Source organism: Mycolicibacterium grossiae (assembly GCF_008329645.1).
Classification (GTDB): Bacteria; Actinomycetota; Actinomycetes; order Mycobacteriales; family Mycobacteriaceae; genus Mycobacterium; species Mycobacterium grossiae.
Genome location: NZ_CP043474.1, coordinates 4893106 through 4909556, shown reverse-complemented (window position 1 = coordinate 4909556; position 16451 = coordinate 4893106). Strand labels below are relative to the sequence as shown.

The 16451-nt window shown below is 70.5% G+C and carries 14 protein-coding genes; 11 read left to right on the top strand and 3 right to left on the bottom strand.

The genetic code is table 11. The annotated features are described in order from the left end of the window. The first annotated feature begins 38 nt into the window (after window positions 1-38). The 5 genes from FZ046_RS23515 (at window position 39) to FZ046_RS23495 (ending at window position 5770) form a co-directional block, all read left to right on the top strand. Window positions 39-1991: a 2-oxoacid:acceptor oxidoreductase subunit alpha gene (locus FZ046_RS23515; RefSeq protein WP_070354166.1), complete on the top strand. Its 1953-nt coding sequence runs from the start codon at window positions 39-41 to the stop codon at window positions 1989-1991. Beyond that, window positions 1988-3076, top strand: a complete 1089-nt coding sequence (locus FZ046_RS23510) for a 2-oxoacid:ferredoxin oxidoreductase subunit beta (RefSeq protein WP_070354167.1) — start codon at window positions 1988-1990, stop codon at window positions 3074-3076. The genes FZ046_RS23515 and FZ046_RS23510 overlap by 4 nt, the downstream gene beginning before the upstream one ends. A 61-nt stretch (window positions 3077-3137) precedes the next feature. Continuing rightward, entirely contained in the window at window positions 3138-3653 is a 516-nt protein-coding gene (gene mobA, locus FZ046_RS23505) for a molybdenum cofactor guanylyltransferase (RefSeq protein WP_070354168.1), read from the top strand. A 1043-nt stretch (window positions 3654-4696) separates the two neighbouring features. After that, on the top strand, window positions 4697-5020 hold the full coding sequence (locus tag FZ046_RS23500; protein ID WP_070354169.1) for a transglycosylase family protein: 324 nt from the start codon (window positions 4697-4699) through the stop codon (window positions 5018-5020). A gap of 252 nt (window positions 5021-5272) precedes the next feature. Then, on the top strand, window positions 5273-5770 hold the full coding sequence (locus FZ046_RS23495; RefSeq protein WP_070354170.1) for a transglycosylase family protein: 498 nt from the start codon (window positions 5273-5275) through the stop codon (window positions 5768-5770). Window positions 5771-5795: 25 nt separating this feature from the next. Here FZ046_RS23495 and FZ046_RS23490 read toward each other — a convergent pair whose 3' ends face one another. Genes FZ046_RS23490 through FZ046_RS23480 form a run of 3 tightly spaced genes read right to left on the bottom strand, consistent with a single transcriptional unit; the run spans window position 5796 to window position 7878 of the window. Then, complete coding sequence (locus FZ046_RS23490) at window positions 5796-6947, bottom strand: FAD-dependent monooxygenase (RefSeq protein WP_070354171.1); 1152 nt, start codon at window positions 6945-6947, stop codon at window positions 5796-5798. A gap of 20 nt (window positions 6948-6967) precedes the next feature. After that, window positions 6968-7492 (bottom strand): PaaI family thioesterase, encoded by a 525-nt coding sequence (locus FZ046_RS23485; protein ID WP_070354203.1) that lies wholly within the window; start codon window positions 7490-7492, stop codon window positions 6968-6970. A gap of 2 nt (window positions 7493-7494) precedes the next feature. Then, entirely contained in the window at window positions 7495-7878 is a 384-nt protein-coding gene (locus tag FZ046_RS23480; RefSeq protein ID WP_070354172.1) for a winged helix-turn-helix transcriptional regulator, read from the bottom strand. A gap of 130 nt (window positions 7879-8008) precedes the next feature. On the opposite strand from FZ046_RS23480, the gene FZ046_RS23475 reads away from it, so the two are divergent. From FZ046_RS23475 to ndk, 6 genes are read left to right on the top strand one after another with little or no spacing between them, the layout of a single operon-like run. Then, on the top strand, window positions 8009-9994 hold the full coding sequence (locus FZ046_RS23475) for a S9 family peptidase (RefSeq protein WP_407664487.1): 1986 nt from the start codon (window positions 8009-8011) through the stop codon (window positions 9992-9994). A 19-nt stretch (window positions 9995-10013) separates the two neighbouring features. Next, entirely contained in the window at window positions 10014-11270 is a 1257-nt protein-coding gene (locus FZ046_RS23470; protein ID WP_070354173.1) for a saccharopine dehydrogenase family protein, read from the top strand. A gap of 45 nt (window positions 11271-11315) precedes the next feature. Next, complete coding sequence (locus FZ046_RS23465) at window positions 11316-13994, top strand: valine--tRNA ligase (RefSeq protein ID WP_070354174.1); 2679 nt, start codon at window positions 11316-11318, stop codon at window positions 13992-13994. Beyond that, the gene (gene folC, locus FZ046_RS23460) at window positions 13991-15409 is read left to right on the top strand and encodes a bifunctional tetrahydrofolate synthase/dihydrofolate synthase (protein ID WP_070354175.1); all 1419 of its coding nucleotides are present in this window, start codon (window positions 13991-13993) and stop codon (window positions 15407-15409) included. Before FZ046_RS23465 ends, folC begins: the two co-directional genes overlap by 4 nt. Further along, a complete protein-coding gene (locus tag FZ046_RS23455) occupies window positions 15406-15804 on the top strand; it encodes a DUF4233 domain-containing protein (protein ID WP_070354176.1) in 399 nt (132 codons plus the stop codon). The genes folC and FZ046_RS23455 overlap by 4 nt, the downstream gene beginning before the upstream one ends. A gap of 17 nt (window positions 15805-15821) precedes the next feature. Continuing rightward, window positions 15822-16232, top strand: coding sequence for a nucleoside-diphosphate kinase (gene ndk, locus FZ046_RS23450; RefSeq protein WP_070354177.1), 411 nt, complete (start codon window positions 15822-15824; stop codon window positions 16230-16232). The last annotated feature ends 219 nt before the right edge of the window (window positions 16233-16451 follow it).

Here is a 16451-nt window from a genome sequence, read left to right as displayed (position 1 = left end):
CGAGACGTGACCCGAATCCAACGTGAAAGGCGGGGGTCGTGAGTCCGAACGGCAACGGCACCAGCAACGGGGCGGCACCGCGCCAGAAGCTCGAGAAGGTCGTCATCCGCTTCGCCGGCGACTCGGGCGACGGCATGCAGCTGACCGGTGACCGGTTCACCTCCGAGGCGGCCCTCTTCGGCAACGACCTCGCGACCCAGCCGAACTACCCGGCCGAGATCCGTGCCCCACAGGGCACGCTGCCGGGCGTCTCGTCGTTCCAGATCCAGATCGCCGACTACGACATCCTCACCGCGGGCGACCGTCCCGACGTGCTCGTCGCGATGAACCCCGCCGCACTCAAGGCGAATGTGGCCGACCTGCCCCGCGGCGGGCTCATCATCGCCAACTCCGACGAGTTCACCAAGCGCAACCTCGCGAAGGTGGGCTACGAGGCCAACCCGCTCGAGACCGACGAACTGAGCGACTACGTCGTACAGGCCGTCGCCATGACGACGCTGACGCTGGGTGCCGTGGAGCCGATCGGCGCCACCAAGAAGGACGGCCAGCGCGCCAAGAACATGTTCGCCCTCGGGCTGCTGTCGTGGATGTACGGCCGCGAACTCGAACACAGCGAGTCGTTCATTCGGGAGAAGTTCGCCCGCAAGCCCGAGGTCGCCGAGGCGAACGTCCTGGCGCTGAAGGCCGGCTGGAACTACGGCGAGACCACCGAGGCGTTCGCCACCACCTACGAGGTGTCGCCCGCCAAGCTGAACTCCGGCGAATACCGCCAGATCTCGGGCAACACGGCGCTCGCCTACGGCATCGTCGCCGCCGGCCGGCTGGCCGACACCCAGGTCGTGCTCGGCACCTACCCGATCACGCCGGCGTCGGACATCCTGCACGAGCTGTCCAAGCACAAGAACTTCAACGTGCTGACGTTCCAGGCCGAGGACGAGATCGCCGGCATCGGCGCCGCGCTCGGCGCGTCCTACGGCGGCGCGCTCGGCGTGACCAGCACGTCGGGTCCCGGCGTCGCGCTGAAGGCGGAGGCGATCGGCCTCGGCGTGATGATGGAGCTGCCGCTGCTCATCGTCGACGTGCAACGCGGTGGCCCGTCGACCGGTCTGCCGACGAAGACCGAACAGGCCGACCTGCTGCAGGCGCTCTACGGCCGCAACGGCGAGTCGCCCGTCGCGGTGCTCGCGCCGCGATCGCCGTCGGACTGCTTCGACATCGCCGTCGAGGCCGCGCGGATCGCGCTGACCTACCGGACGCCGGTCATCGTGCTGTCCGATGGCGCGATCGCCAACGGCTCGGAGCCGTGGCGCATCCCCGACGTGTCGACATACCCGGCCATCGATCACGAGTTCGCGAAAGCCGGCGAGCCGTTCGAGCCCTACGCACGCGACCCGGAGACGCTGGCCCGACAGTTCGCCGTACCCGGTACGCCGGGCCTCGAGCACCGCATCGGTGGCCTGGAGAAGGCCAACGGCTCGGGCAACATCTCCTACGAGCCGAAGAACCACGACCTCATGGTCCGGGTGCGGCAGGCGAAGATCGACGGCATCACGGTCCCCGATCTCGTCGTCGACGACCCGACCGGTGACGCCGAGCTGCTCATCCTCGGCTGGGGCAGCTCGTACGGCCCGATCGGCGAAGCGTGCCGGCGGGCCCGGCGGCAGGGCACCAAGATCGCCCACGCGCACGTGCAGTACCTGAACCCGCTGCCCGCCAACCTGGGCGACGTGCTGCGCAGCTACCGCCAGGTGGTCCTGCCGGAGATGAACCTCGGACAGCTGGCGACGCTGCTGCGGGCGAAGTACCTGGTCGACGTCCAATCGGTGACGAAGGTCGAGGGCATGGCGTTCCTCGCCGACGAGGTGGAGGGCATCATCGCCGCCGCCCTGGACGGGACCCTGGCCGAGAAGGAAACTGAGAAGACGACGTTCGCTCGGTTGGCAGCCGCAACCGTCGAGACCTCCGTCGCGGGAGTGGGAGCAGAGGCATGACCGACCTGATCGGACACGACCACCGGGACCTGGGCCTGACGCCCGCCCTGACGAAGACCAGCGCGGTGCCGACCACGGACCAGCCGCAGAAGGCCAAGGACTTCACCAGTGACCAGGAGGTCCGCTGGTGCCCCGGCTGCGGTGACTACGTCATCCTCAACACCATCCGCAACTTCCTGCCGGAACTCGGGCTGCGCCGGGAGAACATGGTGTTCGTCAGCGGGATCGGCTGCTCGAGCCGGTTCCCGTACTACTTGGAGACCTACGGTCTGCACTCCATCCACGGGCGTGCGCCGACCATCGCGACGGGGCTCGCCCTGGCGCGCGAGGACCTCTCGGTCTGGGTCGTGACCGGTGACGGCGACGCGTTGTCGATCGGCGGCAACCACCTGATCCACGCGCTGCGCCGCAACGTCAACCTGACGATCCTGCTGTTCAACAACCGCATCTACGGGTTGACGAAGGGCCAGTACTCGCCGACGTCCGAGGTCGGCAAGGTCACGAAGTCCACCCCGATGGGCTCGCTGGACTACCCATTCAACCCCGTGTCGCTCGCCCTGGGCGCCGAGGCGACGTTCGTCGGCCGCGCACTGGACTCCGACCGCAAGGGGCTCACCGAGGTCCTTCGCGGCGCGGCTGCGCACCGCGGTGCGGCGCTCGTCGAGATCATGCAGGACTGCCCGATCTTCAACGACGGCTCCTTCGACGCGCTGCGCAAGGAGGGCGCCGAGGAGCGGCTCATCTCCGTGACGCACGGTCAGCCGATCACCTTCGGAGCCGAGGGTGAGTACTGCGTGGTCAAGTCGGGCTACGGCCTGGAGGTCGCCAAGACCGCCGACGTCGCCTCCTCCGACATCGTGGTGCACGACGCGGAGGTCGACGACCCGGCCTACGCCTTCGCGCTGTCCCGGCTGTCGGAGCAGAACCTCGCGCACACCGTGATGGGCATCTTCCGGCAGGTGCACCGGCCGACGTACGACGAGATGGCACGCGACCAGGTCAGCTCCGCCATGCAATCCAAGCCCCACGACACCGCGGCTCTGCAATCCTTGCTGCGTGGGAAAGACACCTGGACCGTCGACTGACGTTCGGACCGCAGACGCCCCGTTGGCCGCCATCGTGCTGGCCGGCGGGGCGTCTCGGCGTATGGGCCGGGACAAGGCCACGATGCCGTTCGGCGAGGGCGGCACGCTGGTCGAGCGCATCGTCGGCACACTGAGTGGACGCTGCGCGCCGATCTTCGTGATCGCCGCCCCCGGACAGCCGCTGCCCGACCTCGCCGCCGCCACCGTGCTGCGCGACGAGGTGCGCGGTGTCGGCCCGCTGCTGGCCACCGCGCGCGGCCTGCACGCCGCCGCTGCCGCCGACTGCGACCTGGCCTTCGTCAGCGCGGTCGACATGCCCCATCTGGACGTCGACCTCGTCGACGAACTGGCCGGTCCGGCGCGGCGGCTGGGCGTCGACGTGGTGCTGCCCTGGGATGGCCGGGACCACTATCTCGCCGGCGTCTACCGCACCCGCTTGGCTGCACGGGCCGACGCGCTCGTGGCGGCCGGCGCGCGCAGCATGCGCGCCCTGGTCGACCAGGTCGACACCCAGCGGGTCGTGATGGCCGAACGCCGCGCCCTTATCAACGTCAACGCCCCCGCGGATCTCCGCTGACATTCGACCGGCAAATACCGCATTGGCTCGTGTCATTGCGCGAATTCGCTAGACGGCGCCCGAATGCGGAATTCTCGTGACGGATGGGGCACGAGGTTGACGCACGAATGGCTGCACGCCTTCTCGGACCGTCGTGTGCGTTCGCCCCACGGTCGAGATTCGACGACATTGAGCGACACCGTGTTTCAGCGTTGAATGGGGTTTTGGTCGTCCAATCAGCAACGATTGACGACGTTTCCAGGGCCGCGCTCGAGTGTCACAATGGGAGAACCACATCCACGCCAATCATGGTGTGTCACTGCGGTGATCTCTCGACGTCATCGGCGTCCGTCGACGGCGATGCGATGATGTCCGTCGACGCCGTTGTCCAGGAGTCGGTTTCACGGCCTCGAGGGGCGATCCGGTCGACGGACGTCACCACCGAGCCGCCGAGCGGAACGGCGAAACATGCTCAGCCGCAGCATCGTCGACGATTCTGGCGGATGCGCGCCGTCCGCTCATCTGGCAAATCGACGGGCCGGTGGGGCGGCGTGTCCGCACGAGTACGCCTGCGGGCGAGCGGTATTCGCTTCGGTCATGGCTCTAAACATCCGAAAGCTGTGTGCCACGCCACAATATGCCGGTGATGTGCGTCACGGGCAGCCGGGCCGCAGGTCCTTTGGGCAGGTCGCCTAAGCACACGTGCTGACCTGCGTACACCGTCGAGATCCTCTTCCGTGATCAAACCGTGATCGGTCGCGGATGCGCGTCTCGGCGGATATGACATCGCTCGTTCGGGTTTGTACGGTCCCCAATGTCTCCAACGGAGCAAATAACTCAAGAAACCACGAACCTGTGTGTGAGTGGGACCGGTGGCCGGACGCAGACGTCGATCCGAGCCATGCGGTGGCCGGACCCGATGCGTCCGACCTGGCCGATGTCGCCTCCCACTGGCGTGCCCGACCGAGACGGCACGACCCCGTCGACACGCGCCCGAACCCGGGTGAACCACGTCCGCGCCTACGCGGACGTGCGATGGCGCGCGCTTGGCGAAAGGACAGAAGTTGAAGAACATCCGCACGACGTTCGGGCTGGCGACGATTGCCGGGGCGCTCGCAGTGGCCCCGATCGCCTTCGGCGCCGGTACCGCGAATGCGGACGGCGTGAACTGGGACGCCGTTGCCGCCTGTGAGTCCGGTGGCAACTGGGCGATCAACACGGGCAACGGCTACTACGGCGGCCTGCAGTTCACCATGGGCACCTGGCACTCCAACGGTGGCGCCGGCTCGCCGCACAACGCGAGCCGCGAGGAGCAGATCCGCGTCGCCAACAACGTGCTGAACTCCCAGGGCATCGGTGCCTGGCCGGTGTGTGGCAAGCGGGGCTGATCTCGGTCCCCCCACGCGGGCGCGGGCCATGCCCGCCGTGACGAGAACGGTGTCGGACGGTGCGTCCGGCACCGTTCTCGTCCGTCCCGGACGTCGCGTGCATCTCTTCCGTCCGTCACGTCTCGATGACGATCATCTTCCCCTTCCGTAACGCGTGAGGTCCGTCACACGACGTACCCCGTGACTGCGTCGGACGTTCGCGACGAACACCGACCGGTCCTCGTGTCGATCGGTCGGGGAAGGACCGCAGAGATGAACGCCAGCCGCACCATTCGCCGCCTCCTGATCGGCGCCGCGCGCGCCGTCCTCCTGAGCGGCGCCGCCGCGCTGGCCGCCGTGGCGTTCAGCACCGCCTTCGGGTCCGGGTCCGCCCACGCCGATGCCATGAATTGGGATGCCGTCGCCCAGTGCGAGTCCGGCGGCAACTGGTCGGCCAATACCGGCAACGGCCACTTCGGAGGCCTGCAGTTCAAGCAGGCCACCTGGAGTTCCAACGGCGGGTTCGGCTCTCCGTCCGCGGCTTCGCGGGAAGAGCAGATCCGGGTCGCGGAGAACGTCCTGCGCAGTCAGGGATCGAAGGCCTGGCCCAAGTGCGGTGCCTTCGGCGGTGCGCCGGTCGCCTGGAACGCGCCGGCGTCACCTGCCGCGCCGGCCACCGGATGTTCGGCGATCCGCCCCGGCGGCGTCCTCGGCATCGTCGACCTCCGCACGATCTGCTCGTTCCTGGCGCCGCTCGTCGGTCAGCGCTGAGGCCGGTCAGCGCTGAGGCCACGCGCTACCGGTCCGGCAGCACGAACGCCCGTCGCGACGCGATCGTCGCGAGGTGCCGCATCAGAACCGATTCGGGCACCCACGCCGACGCCCGCACGGCAGCGGCGCCCAGCACCGTCGGCCGCAGGTTCACCACCTGGCCGATCCACCGTGCCTCCCGCGCCACCGCCCGCACCCGTGGACGTCGTGCCCGGGCGAACCGATGGAATGCCGAGGGCAGATCGGCCGCGCCGGCCACGCAGTGCGCCAGCACGGCCGCGTCCTCGATCCCCTGACAGCCGCCCTGCCCCAGATGGGGTCGCATCGGATGCGCCGCGTCACCCAGGAGGACGAGCGGTCCCTGCGCCCACGTGCGCGCCTCGTCGCGGTCGTAGAGGTCGCTGCGCAGCAGGTCGCCATCGTCAGTGGCCGCCAGCAGCGCCGGAATGGGTTCGGGCCAGCCGCCGTAGCGCAGGCGCAGGTGATGCGCCTCGCCGCCGGGCGAGGACGTTCCCTCCGGTCGGCGCTGGGTTCCGAACCAGTACGTGTGCTCGTCGTCGAGTGGCACGTGTCCGAACTGCGTTCCCGCGCCCAGGGTTTCGCCAGCCAGCCGCTCGTCGATGCGCACCCGGGCCACGCCGCGCCAGGCCGTGTATCCCGTGTAGTGCCGTCGCAGCGGCCCGTTGAGGCGACGTGCGACCACGGACCCGACGCCGTCGGCGCCGACGACGGCATCGGCGTCGAGCGCGGTGCCGTCGGCGAGGGTCACCCGTGCGCCACCCGGAGTCGTCGCGACATCGGCTGCGGACCCGCCGGACTGGACGGTGCCCGGCTCGAGGGCGGCGGCGAGCACGGCCAGCAACGCGGAGCGGCGGACCACCACCAGCGGCTCGCCGAGCGCGGTCACCAGGCGCTCGCCGTCCGGCGTACGGAGCCATCGGCCGTCACTCCACCGCATGGCGCCCGCGGTCACCCGACCGCCGGACGCCCGCACCTCGCCGCCGACGCCGATGGCGTCCAAGGCGGCGAGGGCATTGGGCCAGATGCTGATCCCGGTGCCCGCGGAGGTGTCGGTGCGCTCCTCGAGCACGGTGACGTCGTGCCCGGCGCGTTGCAGGGCGACGCCGACGGCCAGGCCGGCGATGCCGGCACCGACGACCAGGATGCGTGCGCCCACGCCCAGGAATCTAGGCGACGTCAGAGATCGAAGACGAGCAGTGTGCTGCTCGCGGTGGCGACCACCGCGCCACTCGCGTCGGTCACCACGCCCTCGGTGAAGCCCACGCGCGCCCCCGCCTTCACGACCGTGCCGGTCGCGAGCAGTGGACCGCTCGCGGGTCGCACCGCCTTGAGGTAGTTCACCTTGATCTCGATCGAGGTGTACCCCCGTCCGGCGGGCAGCGTGCTGTGCAGTGCACAACCTGCCACCGAATCGAGCAACGTGCACACCACGCCGCCGTGGATGGCGCCGATGGGATTGAAGGCCGATTCGTCGGGCATGCACCGGAACACGACGCGGCCGTGCTCGGCCGAGACCATGTCGAAGGCCATCAGCCCCGCGATGGGCGGTGGGGGGAGTTCGCCGTCGACCATGGCCCGCAGGTAGTCCAGGCCGGCCATCGCCAGGCCGCGCGCCGTGGTCGGCGCCGGGTCGTGCCAGGTGACGGTCTTCGTGCGGCGTTCGCCCCAGGTGGTCCTGGCGGTCGCGTCGGTGGGGTGCACGGTCACGGGGTGTCCTCTCCTCGGGTGACGCTGCGGTAGTGGTCCAGACGGGCGGGGTCGTCGGCGGCGACGGCGTGCGCCGCGCCCCAGGCGAGCAGGGCGTTCAGGACGGGCGTCAAGGCCCGACCGGCGGCCGTCAGCGCGTACTCGTCGCGGTGCGCGGTGCGGGGCACGCGCTCGACCACCCCGGCGGCCTCGAGCGTCTTCAGCCGTGCGGCGATCCGGTCCCGAGGGGCGCCCGTGCCGCGGACGATCTGGCTGAAACGGGTGGCGCCGAGCGCGATCTCACGGACGACGAGCAGAGCCCACCGTTCCCCGACGAGTTCCAGTGCCGCGGCGATGGGACACGGCCGCCCGGGCAGACCGGCGAGTTCGACCGTGGACACCCGCTCACCGTGCCGCGTCGATGGTTTGAAAGTCAAACCGTACGAAGTCGACGGCTGTGCTACGAACGGTTCCGTGACCGCTGCCGCGCCCGACCCCAAGCCCGCACCCCGGCCCGACACCTTGGCCGACCTGGACGCCTTCGCCGACCTGGACGCCTTCGCCGACCTGGACGCCTTCCTCGCCCTGCCCCGCGTCGCCGGGCTCGCCGTCGCGCCCGACGGATCGCGCGTCGTGACGACGGTCGCGGAACTCGATGCGACGCGCACGAAGTACGTCACCGCGGTCTGGGAACTCGACCCGCACGGCGACCGCCCCGCCCGCCGCCTGACGCACGGGGCCACGGGGGAGTCCGCCCCCGCGTTCACGCACGACGGCGACCTGCTGTTCCTCGCCGCCCGCCCGGCGGCGGACGAGGAGGACGCGCCCACGGCGCTGTGGCGGCTCCCGTCGAGCGGTGGGGAGGCCCGTCGAGACCTCGCCCCGGCGGGCGGGATCGACGCGGTGTTCCCGGCGGCGGACGCCGACGTCGTCCTCGCCCGCGTGCCGCTGCTGCCCTCAGCGCACGACGTCGACGACGACCAGCGCCGGCGCACTCGCCGCACGGACGCCAAGGTCACCGCCGTCCTGCACCACGGCTACCCAGTGCGGTACTGGGACCACGACATCGGCCCGTCGCAGCCGCATCTGCTGGCCGTCGACGGTGCGCGTGACCTCACGCCCCGTCCGGGGCCGGCGCTACGCGACGCCGAGACCGACGTGAGCAGGGACGGCCGCACCGTCGTCACCTCGTGGCACGTCCCGGCTGCGGGGGCATCGGTCCGCAGCACGCTGGTGTGCATCGACGTCGTCACCGGCGAGCGCACCGTGCTGGTCGACGACGCGGATGCCGACCTGTCGCACCCGGTCCTCGCCCCCGACGGCCGCTCCGTCGCCTACCTGCGCGAAACCCACTCCAGCCCGACCGAGGCGCCGCGGATCACGCTGTGGTGGCTCTCACCCGACGGCGCCAACCGCCCGCTCACCGAGGGATGGGACCGCTGGCCGACGTCGGTCGCGTGGAGCGACGACGGCGCCACGCTGCTCGTCACCGCCGACGACCACGGCAGGGGACCGGTGTTCGCGGTCGATGTCCAGACGTCCGCGGTGACGCGCCGTACCCACGACGACTTCACCTACACCGACGTCCGACCCGCGCCCGGCGGCGTCTTCTTCGCGCTGCGCAGCTCGTATCTCCGCCCGCCGCACCCGGTCCGGGTCGATCCGGACGGCGCGGTCGTCGAGCTGCCGTGCGTGGCGTACCCCGACCCGCCCGGCGAGCTGGTGGAGGTGAGTGCCGACGCCGGCGACGGCACCGAGATCCGCTCCTGGCTGGTGCTCCCCACGGGACCCGAACCCGCGCCGCTGCTGCTCTGGGTGCACGGCGGCCCGCTCGCCAGCTGGAACGCCTGGCACTGGCGGTGGTGCCCATGGCTGTTGGCCGCACGCGGTTACGCCGTGCTCCTGCCCGACCCGGCCCTGTCGACCGGCTACGGACAGCGTTTCGTCCAGCGCGGCTGGGGCGCCTGGGGTGCAGCGCCGTTCACCGACCTGATGGCCGCCACCGACGCCGCGTGCCGGCATCCCCGCGTCGATGCCACGCGCACCGCGGCGATGGGCGGCTCGTTCGGCGGCTACATGGCCAACTGGATCGCCGGCCACACCGACCGCTTCCGCGCGATCGTCACCCACGCCAGCCTGTGGGCACTCGACCAGTTCGGCCACACCACCGACGGGGCGTACTGGTGGGCACGGGAGATGACCGAGGAGATGACGGCAGGCAACTCGCCGCACCGGCACGTCGACCGCATCCGCACGCCGATGCTCGTCATCCACGGCGACAAGGACTACCGCGTGCCGATCGGGGAAGGCCTGCGACTCTGGTACGAACTGCTGTCCGCGTCGGCGCTGCCCGCGGGCGCCGACGGCACCAGCCCGCACCGCTTCCTCTACTTCCCGAACGAAGGGCACTGGGTGACCGCGCCGCAGCACGCGAAGCTCTGGTACCAGGTCGTCGCGTCCTTCCTCGGCGTGCACGTCCTCGGCCACGAGGAGGAGACGCCCGAGCTGCTCGGCTGACCACCGGTAGGTTGGGGGCATGGCCGCAGAGCAGCGTGAGTTCGACGTCGTCCTGTACGGCGCGACCGGATTCGTCGGGAAGTTGACCGCGGAGTACCTGGCCCGGTCCGGAGGCGACGCGCGGATCGCGCTGGCCGGCCGGTCGGTCGGCAAGCTGCGCGCGGTACGCGACTCGCTGGGCGACGTCGCCCGCGAGTGGCCGCTCATCGAGGCCGACGCCGGGCAGCCGTCACAGCTCAACGACATGGCCGCGCGCACGCGCGTCGTGGTGACCACCGTGGGTCCCTACACGAAGTACGGTCTGCCGCTGGTGGCCGCGTGCGCCGCTGCGGGCACCGACTACGCCGACCTGACCGGCGAGACCATGTTCATCCGGCAGAGCATCGACACGTATCACGAGCAGGCCGCGGACAACGGCGCACGGATCGTGCACTCCTGCGGATTCGACTCCGTGCCGTCGGATCTCACGGTCTACGCCCTGTACAAGCAGGCGCAGCAGGACGGCACCGGGGAACTCGGTGACACGACGATGGTGGTGCGCCGCTTCGCCGGCGGCGTCTCGGGCGGCACGCTCGCCTCGATGATCGAGGTGCTGGCCACCTCGTCGGCCGACCCGGACGCCCGCCGGGAGATGTCCGATCCGTACACGCTGACCACCGACCGCGCTGCCGAACCCGATCTCGGCCCGCAGTCCGACACCCCGTGGCGACGCGGCCGCGAGATCGCTCCCGAACTCGACGGCGTGTGGACCGCGGCGTTCGCGATGGGGGCGCCGAACTCCCGGATCGTGCGTCGAAGCAACGCGCTGCTGGACTGGTCCTACGGACGCACCTTCCGCTACGCCGAGGCGATGAGCACCGGGTCCTCGGTGCTCGCGCCCGTCGCGTCGGCCGTCACCACGGCGGCCAACGTCGCCGTGCTCGGTCTCGGCAGCCGCTACTTCGACAAGGTCCCGCGCGGACTCGTCGAGCGCATCCTGCCCAAGCCGGGCACCGGTCCCAGCGAGCGGACCCGGGAGCGCGGCCACTACACCGTCGAGACCTACACCACGACGACGACCGGTGCGCGCTACCGCACGACGATGTCGCAGCAGGGCGATCCGGGCTACAAGGCGACCGCCGTGCTGCTCGGCGAATGCGGGCTCACCCTCGCCGTCGACCGCGAGGAGCTGTCGGATCTGCATGGCGTCCTGACGCCCGCGGCGAGCCTCGGCGACGCGCTGCTGCACCGGCTGCGCCGCGCCGGCGTGACCCTGGAGACCGAGCGACTGGCCTGACGGGGGCTTTCGCGGCGTCGACCGGCCACTTCCTAGAATGCTTGGGTGACTGCTACCTCCACACCCGCCGAGAACACCGGGGCCTCGGCCCTGCCGAAGTCGTGGGATCCGAGCGAGGTAGAGGCCGAGCTGTACCAGGGCTGGGTCGACGCCGGGTACTTCACCGCCGATCCGGCCAGTACCAAGCCGGGCTACTCCATCGTGCTGCCGCCGCCCAACGTGACCGGCAGCCTGCACATGGGGCACGCACTCGACCACACGCTGATGGACGTGCTCACGCGCCGCAAGCGGATGCAGGGGTACGAGGTGCTCTGGCTGCCCGGCATGGACCACGCGGGCATCGCGACGCAGAGCCTGGTGGAGAAGCAGCTCGCCGCCGAAGGCACCACCAAGGAGGACCTCGGCCGCGAGGCGTTCGTGGACAAGGTGTGGGACTGGAAGCGCGAATCCGGCGGCACCATCGGCGCGCAGATGCGCCGCCTCGGCGACGGCGTGGACTGGAGCCGCGACCGGTTCACCATGGACGACGGTCTGTCGCGGGCCGTGCGCGCCATCTTCAAGCGGCTCTACGACGCCGGCCTGATCTACCAGGCCGAGCGGCTCGTCAACTGGTCGCCGGTGCTCGAGACCGCCATCTCCGACCTGGAGGTCAAGTACTCCGACGTGGAAGGCGAGCTGGTCTCCTTCCGCTACGGTTCGATGAACGACGACGAACCGCACATCGTGGTGGCCACCACCCGCATGGAGACCATGCTCGGCGACACCGCGATCGCGGTGCACCCCGACGACGACCGCTACCGCCACCTGGTCGGCCAGCGTCTGCCGCATCCCTTCCTCGACACCGAGGTGGTCATCGTCGCCGACGAGCACGTCGACCCGGAATTCGGCACCGGCGCCGTCAAGGTCACTCCCGCACACGACCCCAACGACTTCGAGATCGGCCTGCGCCACGACCTGCCGATGCCGACGATCCTGGACACCAGGGGCCGAATCGCCGGCACCGGAACGCGATTCGACGGCATGGACCGCTTCGACGCGCGGGTGGCGGTGCGTGAAGCGCTCGCGGCCGAGGGCCGCGTGGTCGCCGAGAAGCGCCCGTACCTGCACAGCGTCGGCCACTCCGAGCGCAGTGGCGAGCCGGTCGAACCGCGGCTGTCGCTGCAGTGGTTCGTCAAGGTGGAAACGCTGGCGAAGGCCGCCGGTGACGCAGTCCGCAACGGCGACACCGTCATTCATCCGAAGAGCCTGGAGTCGCGCTGGTTCGCCTGGGTCGACGACATGCACGACTGGACCATCTCGCGGCAGCTGTGGTGGGGCCATCGCATCCCGATCTGGCACGGTCCGAACGGCGAGAAGGTCTGCGTCGGCCCCGACGAGACCCCGCCGGAGGGCTGGGTGCAGGACCCCGACGTCCTGGACACCTGGTTCTCCTCGGCGCTGTGGCCGTTCTCCACGATGGGCTGGCCCGATCGCACGCCCGAACTCGAGAACTTCTATCCCACCACGGTGCTGGTCACCGGCTACGACATCATCTTCTTCTGGGTGGCGCGGATGATGATGTTCGGCACCTTCGTCGCCGACGACCCGGCCATCACCAACGGCGGGCAACGCAGCGCGCCGGTCCCGTTCGAGAACGTCTTCCTGCACGGCCTGATCCGCGACGAGCACGGCCGCAAGATGAGCAAGTCGAAGGGCAACGGCATCGACCCGCTGGACTGGGTGGAGCAGTTCGGCGCCGACGCCCTGCGCTTCACCCTCGCCCGCGGCGCCAGTCCCGGTGGCGACCTGTCCATCGGCGAGGACCACGCCCGCGCGTCACGCAACTTCGCCACGAAACTGTTCAACGCCACCCGCTTCGCGCTGATGAACGGCGCCGCCCCGGCCGACCTGCCGGGCCTCGAGGACCTCACCGACGCCGACCGCTGGATCCTGGGCCGCCTCGACGAGGTGCGCGCCGAGGTGGACGCGGCCTTCGACGCCTACGAGTTCAGCCGCGCCTGCGAGGCGCTCTACCACTTCGCCTGGGACGAATTCTGCGACTGGTACCTGGAATTGGCGAAGGTGCAGCTGAATGAGCGGCCGGATGGTCCGACCAACGCGGTGCTCGCGGCGGTGCTGGACGCGCTGCTCAAGCTGCTGCATCCGGTGATGCCGTTCGTCACCGAGACGCTGTGGAAGACGTTGACCGGAACGACGGGCGCGGCGGCGTCGCTGGTGGTGGCCGACTGGCCGACCGCGTCCGGCATCGCGCTCGACGGCGTTGCGGCACAGCGCATCTCGGACATGCAGCGACTGGTGACCGAGGTGCGCCGCTTCCGCAGCGACCAGGGCCTCAACGACCGGCAGCGGGTGCCGGCGCGCCTCGTCGGCATCGCCGAGGCCGACCTCTCCACTCAGGTGAGCGCGGTGGCGTCGCTGGCCTGGCTCACCGAGCCGGCGGACGGATTCACGCCGTCGGCATCGGTGGAGGTCCGGCTGTCGGGCGCCACCGTGGTGGTCGAACTGGACACCTCCGGCACCGTCGACGTCGCCGCCGAGCGTCGCCGCCTCGAGAAGGACCTCGCCGCAGCCGAGAAGGAACTCGCGCAGACCACCGCAAAGCTCGGCAACGAGGCGTTCCTCGCCAAGGCGCCCGAACCCGTCGTCGAGAAGATCCGTGCCCGGAGCCGGGTGGCCGCCGAAGAGGTCGAACGAATCACCGGTCGCCTCGCCGGTCTGGCATGACGATTCCCGCGGAGCCGACCCCGGACGAGATCGCGGCGCTGCTCCAGGTCGAGCACCTGCTCGACCAGCGGTGGCCGGAGACGAAGCTCGAGCCGAGCACCGCCCGCATCAGCGCGCTGCTCGAGCTGCTGGGCTCACCGCAGCGCGCGTACCCGAGCATCCACGTGGCCGGCACCAACGGCAAGACGTCGGTGGTGCGCCTGATCGACGCGCTGCTGGTCGCCCTGCACCGGCGCACCGGCCGCACCACCAGCCCGCACCTGCAGTCCGCCGTGGAGCGCATCGCCATCGACGGCATGCCGATCAGCCCGGCGCGCTACGTCGAGGTCTACCGCGAGATCGAGCCGTTCGTCGAACTGGTCGACCGGCAGTCGGAAGCCGCAGGCGGTCCGAAGATGAGCAAGTTCGAGGTGCTGACGGCGATGGCGTTCGCCGCCTTCGCCGACGCCCCGGTCGACGTCGCCGTCGTGGAGGTCGGGATGGGCGGCCGGTGGGACGCCACCAACGTGATCAACGCCCCGGTCGCGGTGATCACCCCGATCGGCATCGACCACGCCGACTACCTCGGCGACACCATCGCCGAGATCGCCGCCGAGAAGGCGGGCATCATCACCCGCGCCGAGGACGACCTGGTGCCGGTCGACACGGTTGCCGTCATCGGGCAGCAGGCGCCCGAGGCGATGGAGGTGCTCCTCGCTCAGACGGTGCGCAGCGACGCCGCCGTCGCCCGGGAGGACTCCGAGTTCGCGGTGCTGCGCCGCGAGACGGCGATCGGCGGACAGCTGCTGGAGCTGCAGGGCCTCGGCGGCGTGTACTCCGACGTCTTCCTGCCGCTGCACGGCGAGCATCAGGCCCACAACGCCGTCGTCGCGCTGGCCGCGGTCGAAGCCTTCTTCGGCGCGGGCGCCGACCGCCAGCTCGACGTGGACGCCGTCCGCGCCGGGTTCGCCGCGGCCGCGAGCCCCGGCCGGATGGAACGCATGCGCAGCGCGCCCACGGTGTTCATCGACGCCGCGCACAACCCGGCCGGTGCCGCGGCGCTCGCCGCCACGCTGGAGCAGGAGTTCGATTTCCGGTACCTCGTCGGCGTGGTGTCGGTGATGTCGGACAAGGACGTCGACGGCATCCTCAGCGCCCTCGAGCCGGCCTTCGACATGCTCGTCGTCACGCACAACGGGTCGCCGCGGGCGTTGGACGTCGAGGCCCTCGCCCTGCGCGCCGAGGAGCGGTTCGGCCCGGAACGCGTCGTCACCGCCGCCACCCTGCCCGACGCCATCGAGACCGCCACGACGCTGGTGGAACAGGAGGGCGCCGGCGACGACGAGGTCGGGTTCTCCGGCGCCGGCATCGTCATCACCGGTTCGGTCGTCACCGCCGGTGCCGCACGCACGCTCTTCGGACGGGACCCACGATGACCCAACCACCCACGACGCCCGCACCGCCCGATCCCTGGAAGAGCTTCCGCGGCGTCATGGCGGGGACGCTGGTCCTCGAGGCCATCGTCGTGCTGCTGGCCCTGCCCGTGGTGTCCGTCGCCAAGGGGGGACTGACGGCCTGGACGGGCGGCTACCTCGTCGGCGTGGCGGTGCTCCTGGTGCTGCTGTCGGGCGTGCAGGGGCGGCCGTGGGCGCTGCGGGTGAACCTCGGCATGCAGGTGGTCCTCATCGTCGGTGCGGTCATCCACCTCGCCGTCGGCTTCATCGGGGTGGTCTTCGCGGCGGTCTGGGGGCTCATCGCCTACCTGCGGGCAGAGGTCAAACGCCGTCAGGAGCACGGTCAGCTGCCTGGGCAGCAGAACCTTCACGACTGACCGGTACGCTGTGCGCCGTGACGGAACGGACCCTGGTTTTGGTGAAGCCCGACGGCGTCAAGCGCCTCCTCGTCGGTGAGATTCTGAGCAGGATCGAGCGCAAGGGCCTGACGTTGGCGGCGCTGGAACTGAAGACCGTCAGCGACGAGCTGGCCCGCGCGCACTACGCCGAGCACGAGGACAAGCCGTTCTTCGGCTCGCTGCTCGAATTCATCACCTCGGGCCCCGTGGTGGCCGCCATCGTCGAAGGCCCGCGTGCCGTTGCCGCGTTCCGGCAGATCGCCGGCGGCACCGATCCGGTGGAAAAGGCCACACCCGGCACGATCCGCGGTGACCTGGCCCTCGTCACTCAGGACAACCTGGTGCACGGGTCGGATTCCCCGGAGTCGGCGGCCCGCGAGATCGAACTCTGGTTCCCCGGGCGTTAGCTGCCTGAGCGTGCCGTCCGGCCCGTCCGGACGGCACCTCGTCGGGAACACCGCGATCGTGTGGGATACTGGCCACGGGTGACCGGCTTCATACCAGAAGCGGAAGCCCGGATGAAGACTTCGACGAGCGCGACCACGTGACGAAGAGTCAGGTGCGGCGCCGACCGTCCAGCCGTCATTCAGCCAGGCACTGAGGGCCTCGAAGTGGGGTTGCTCGGA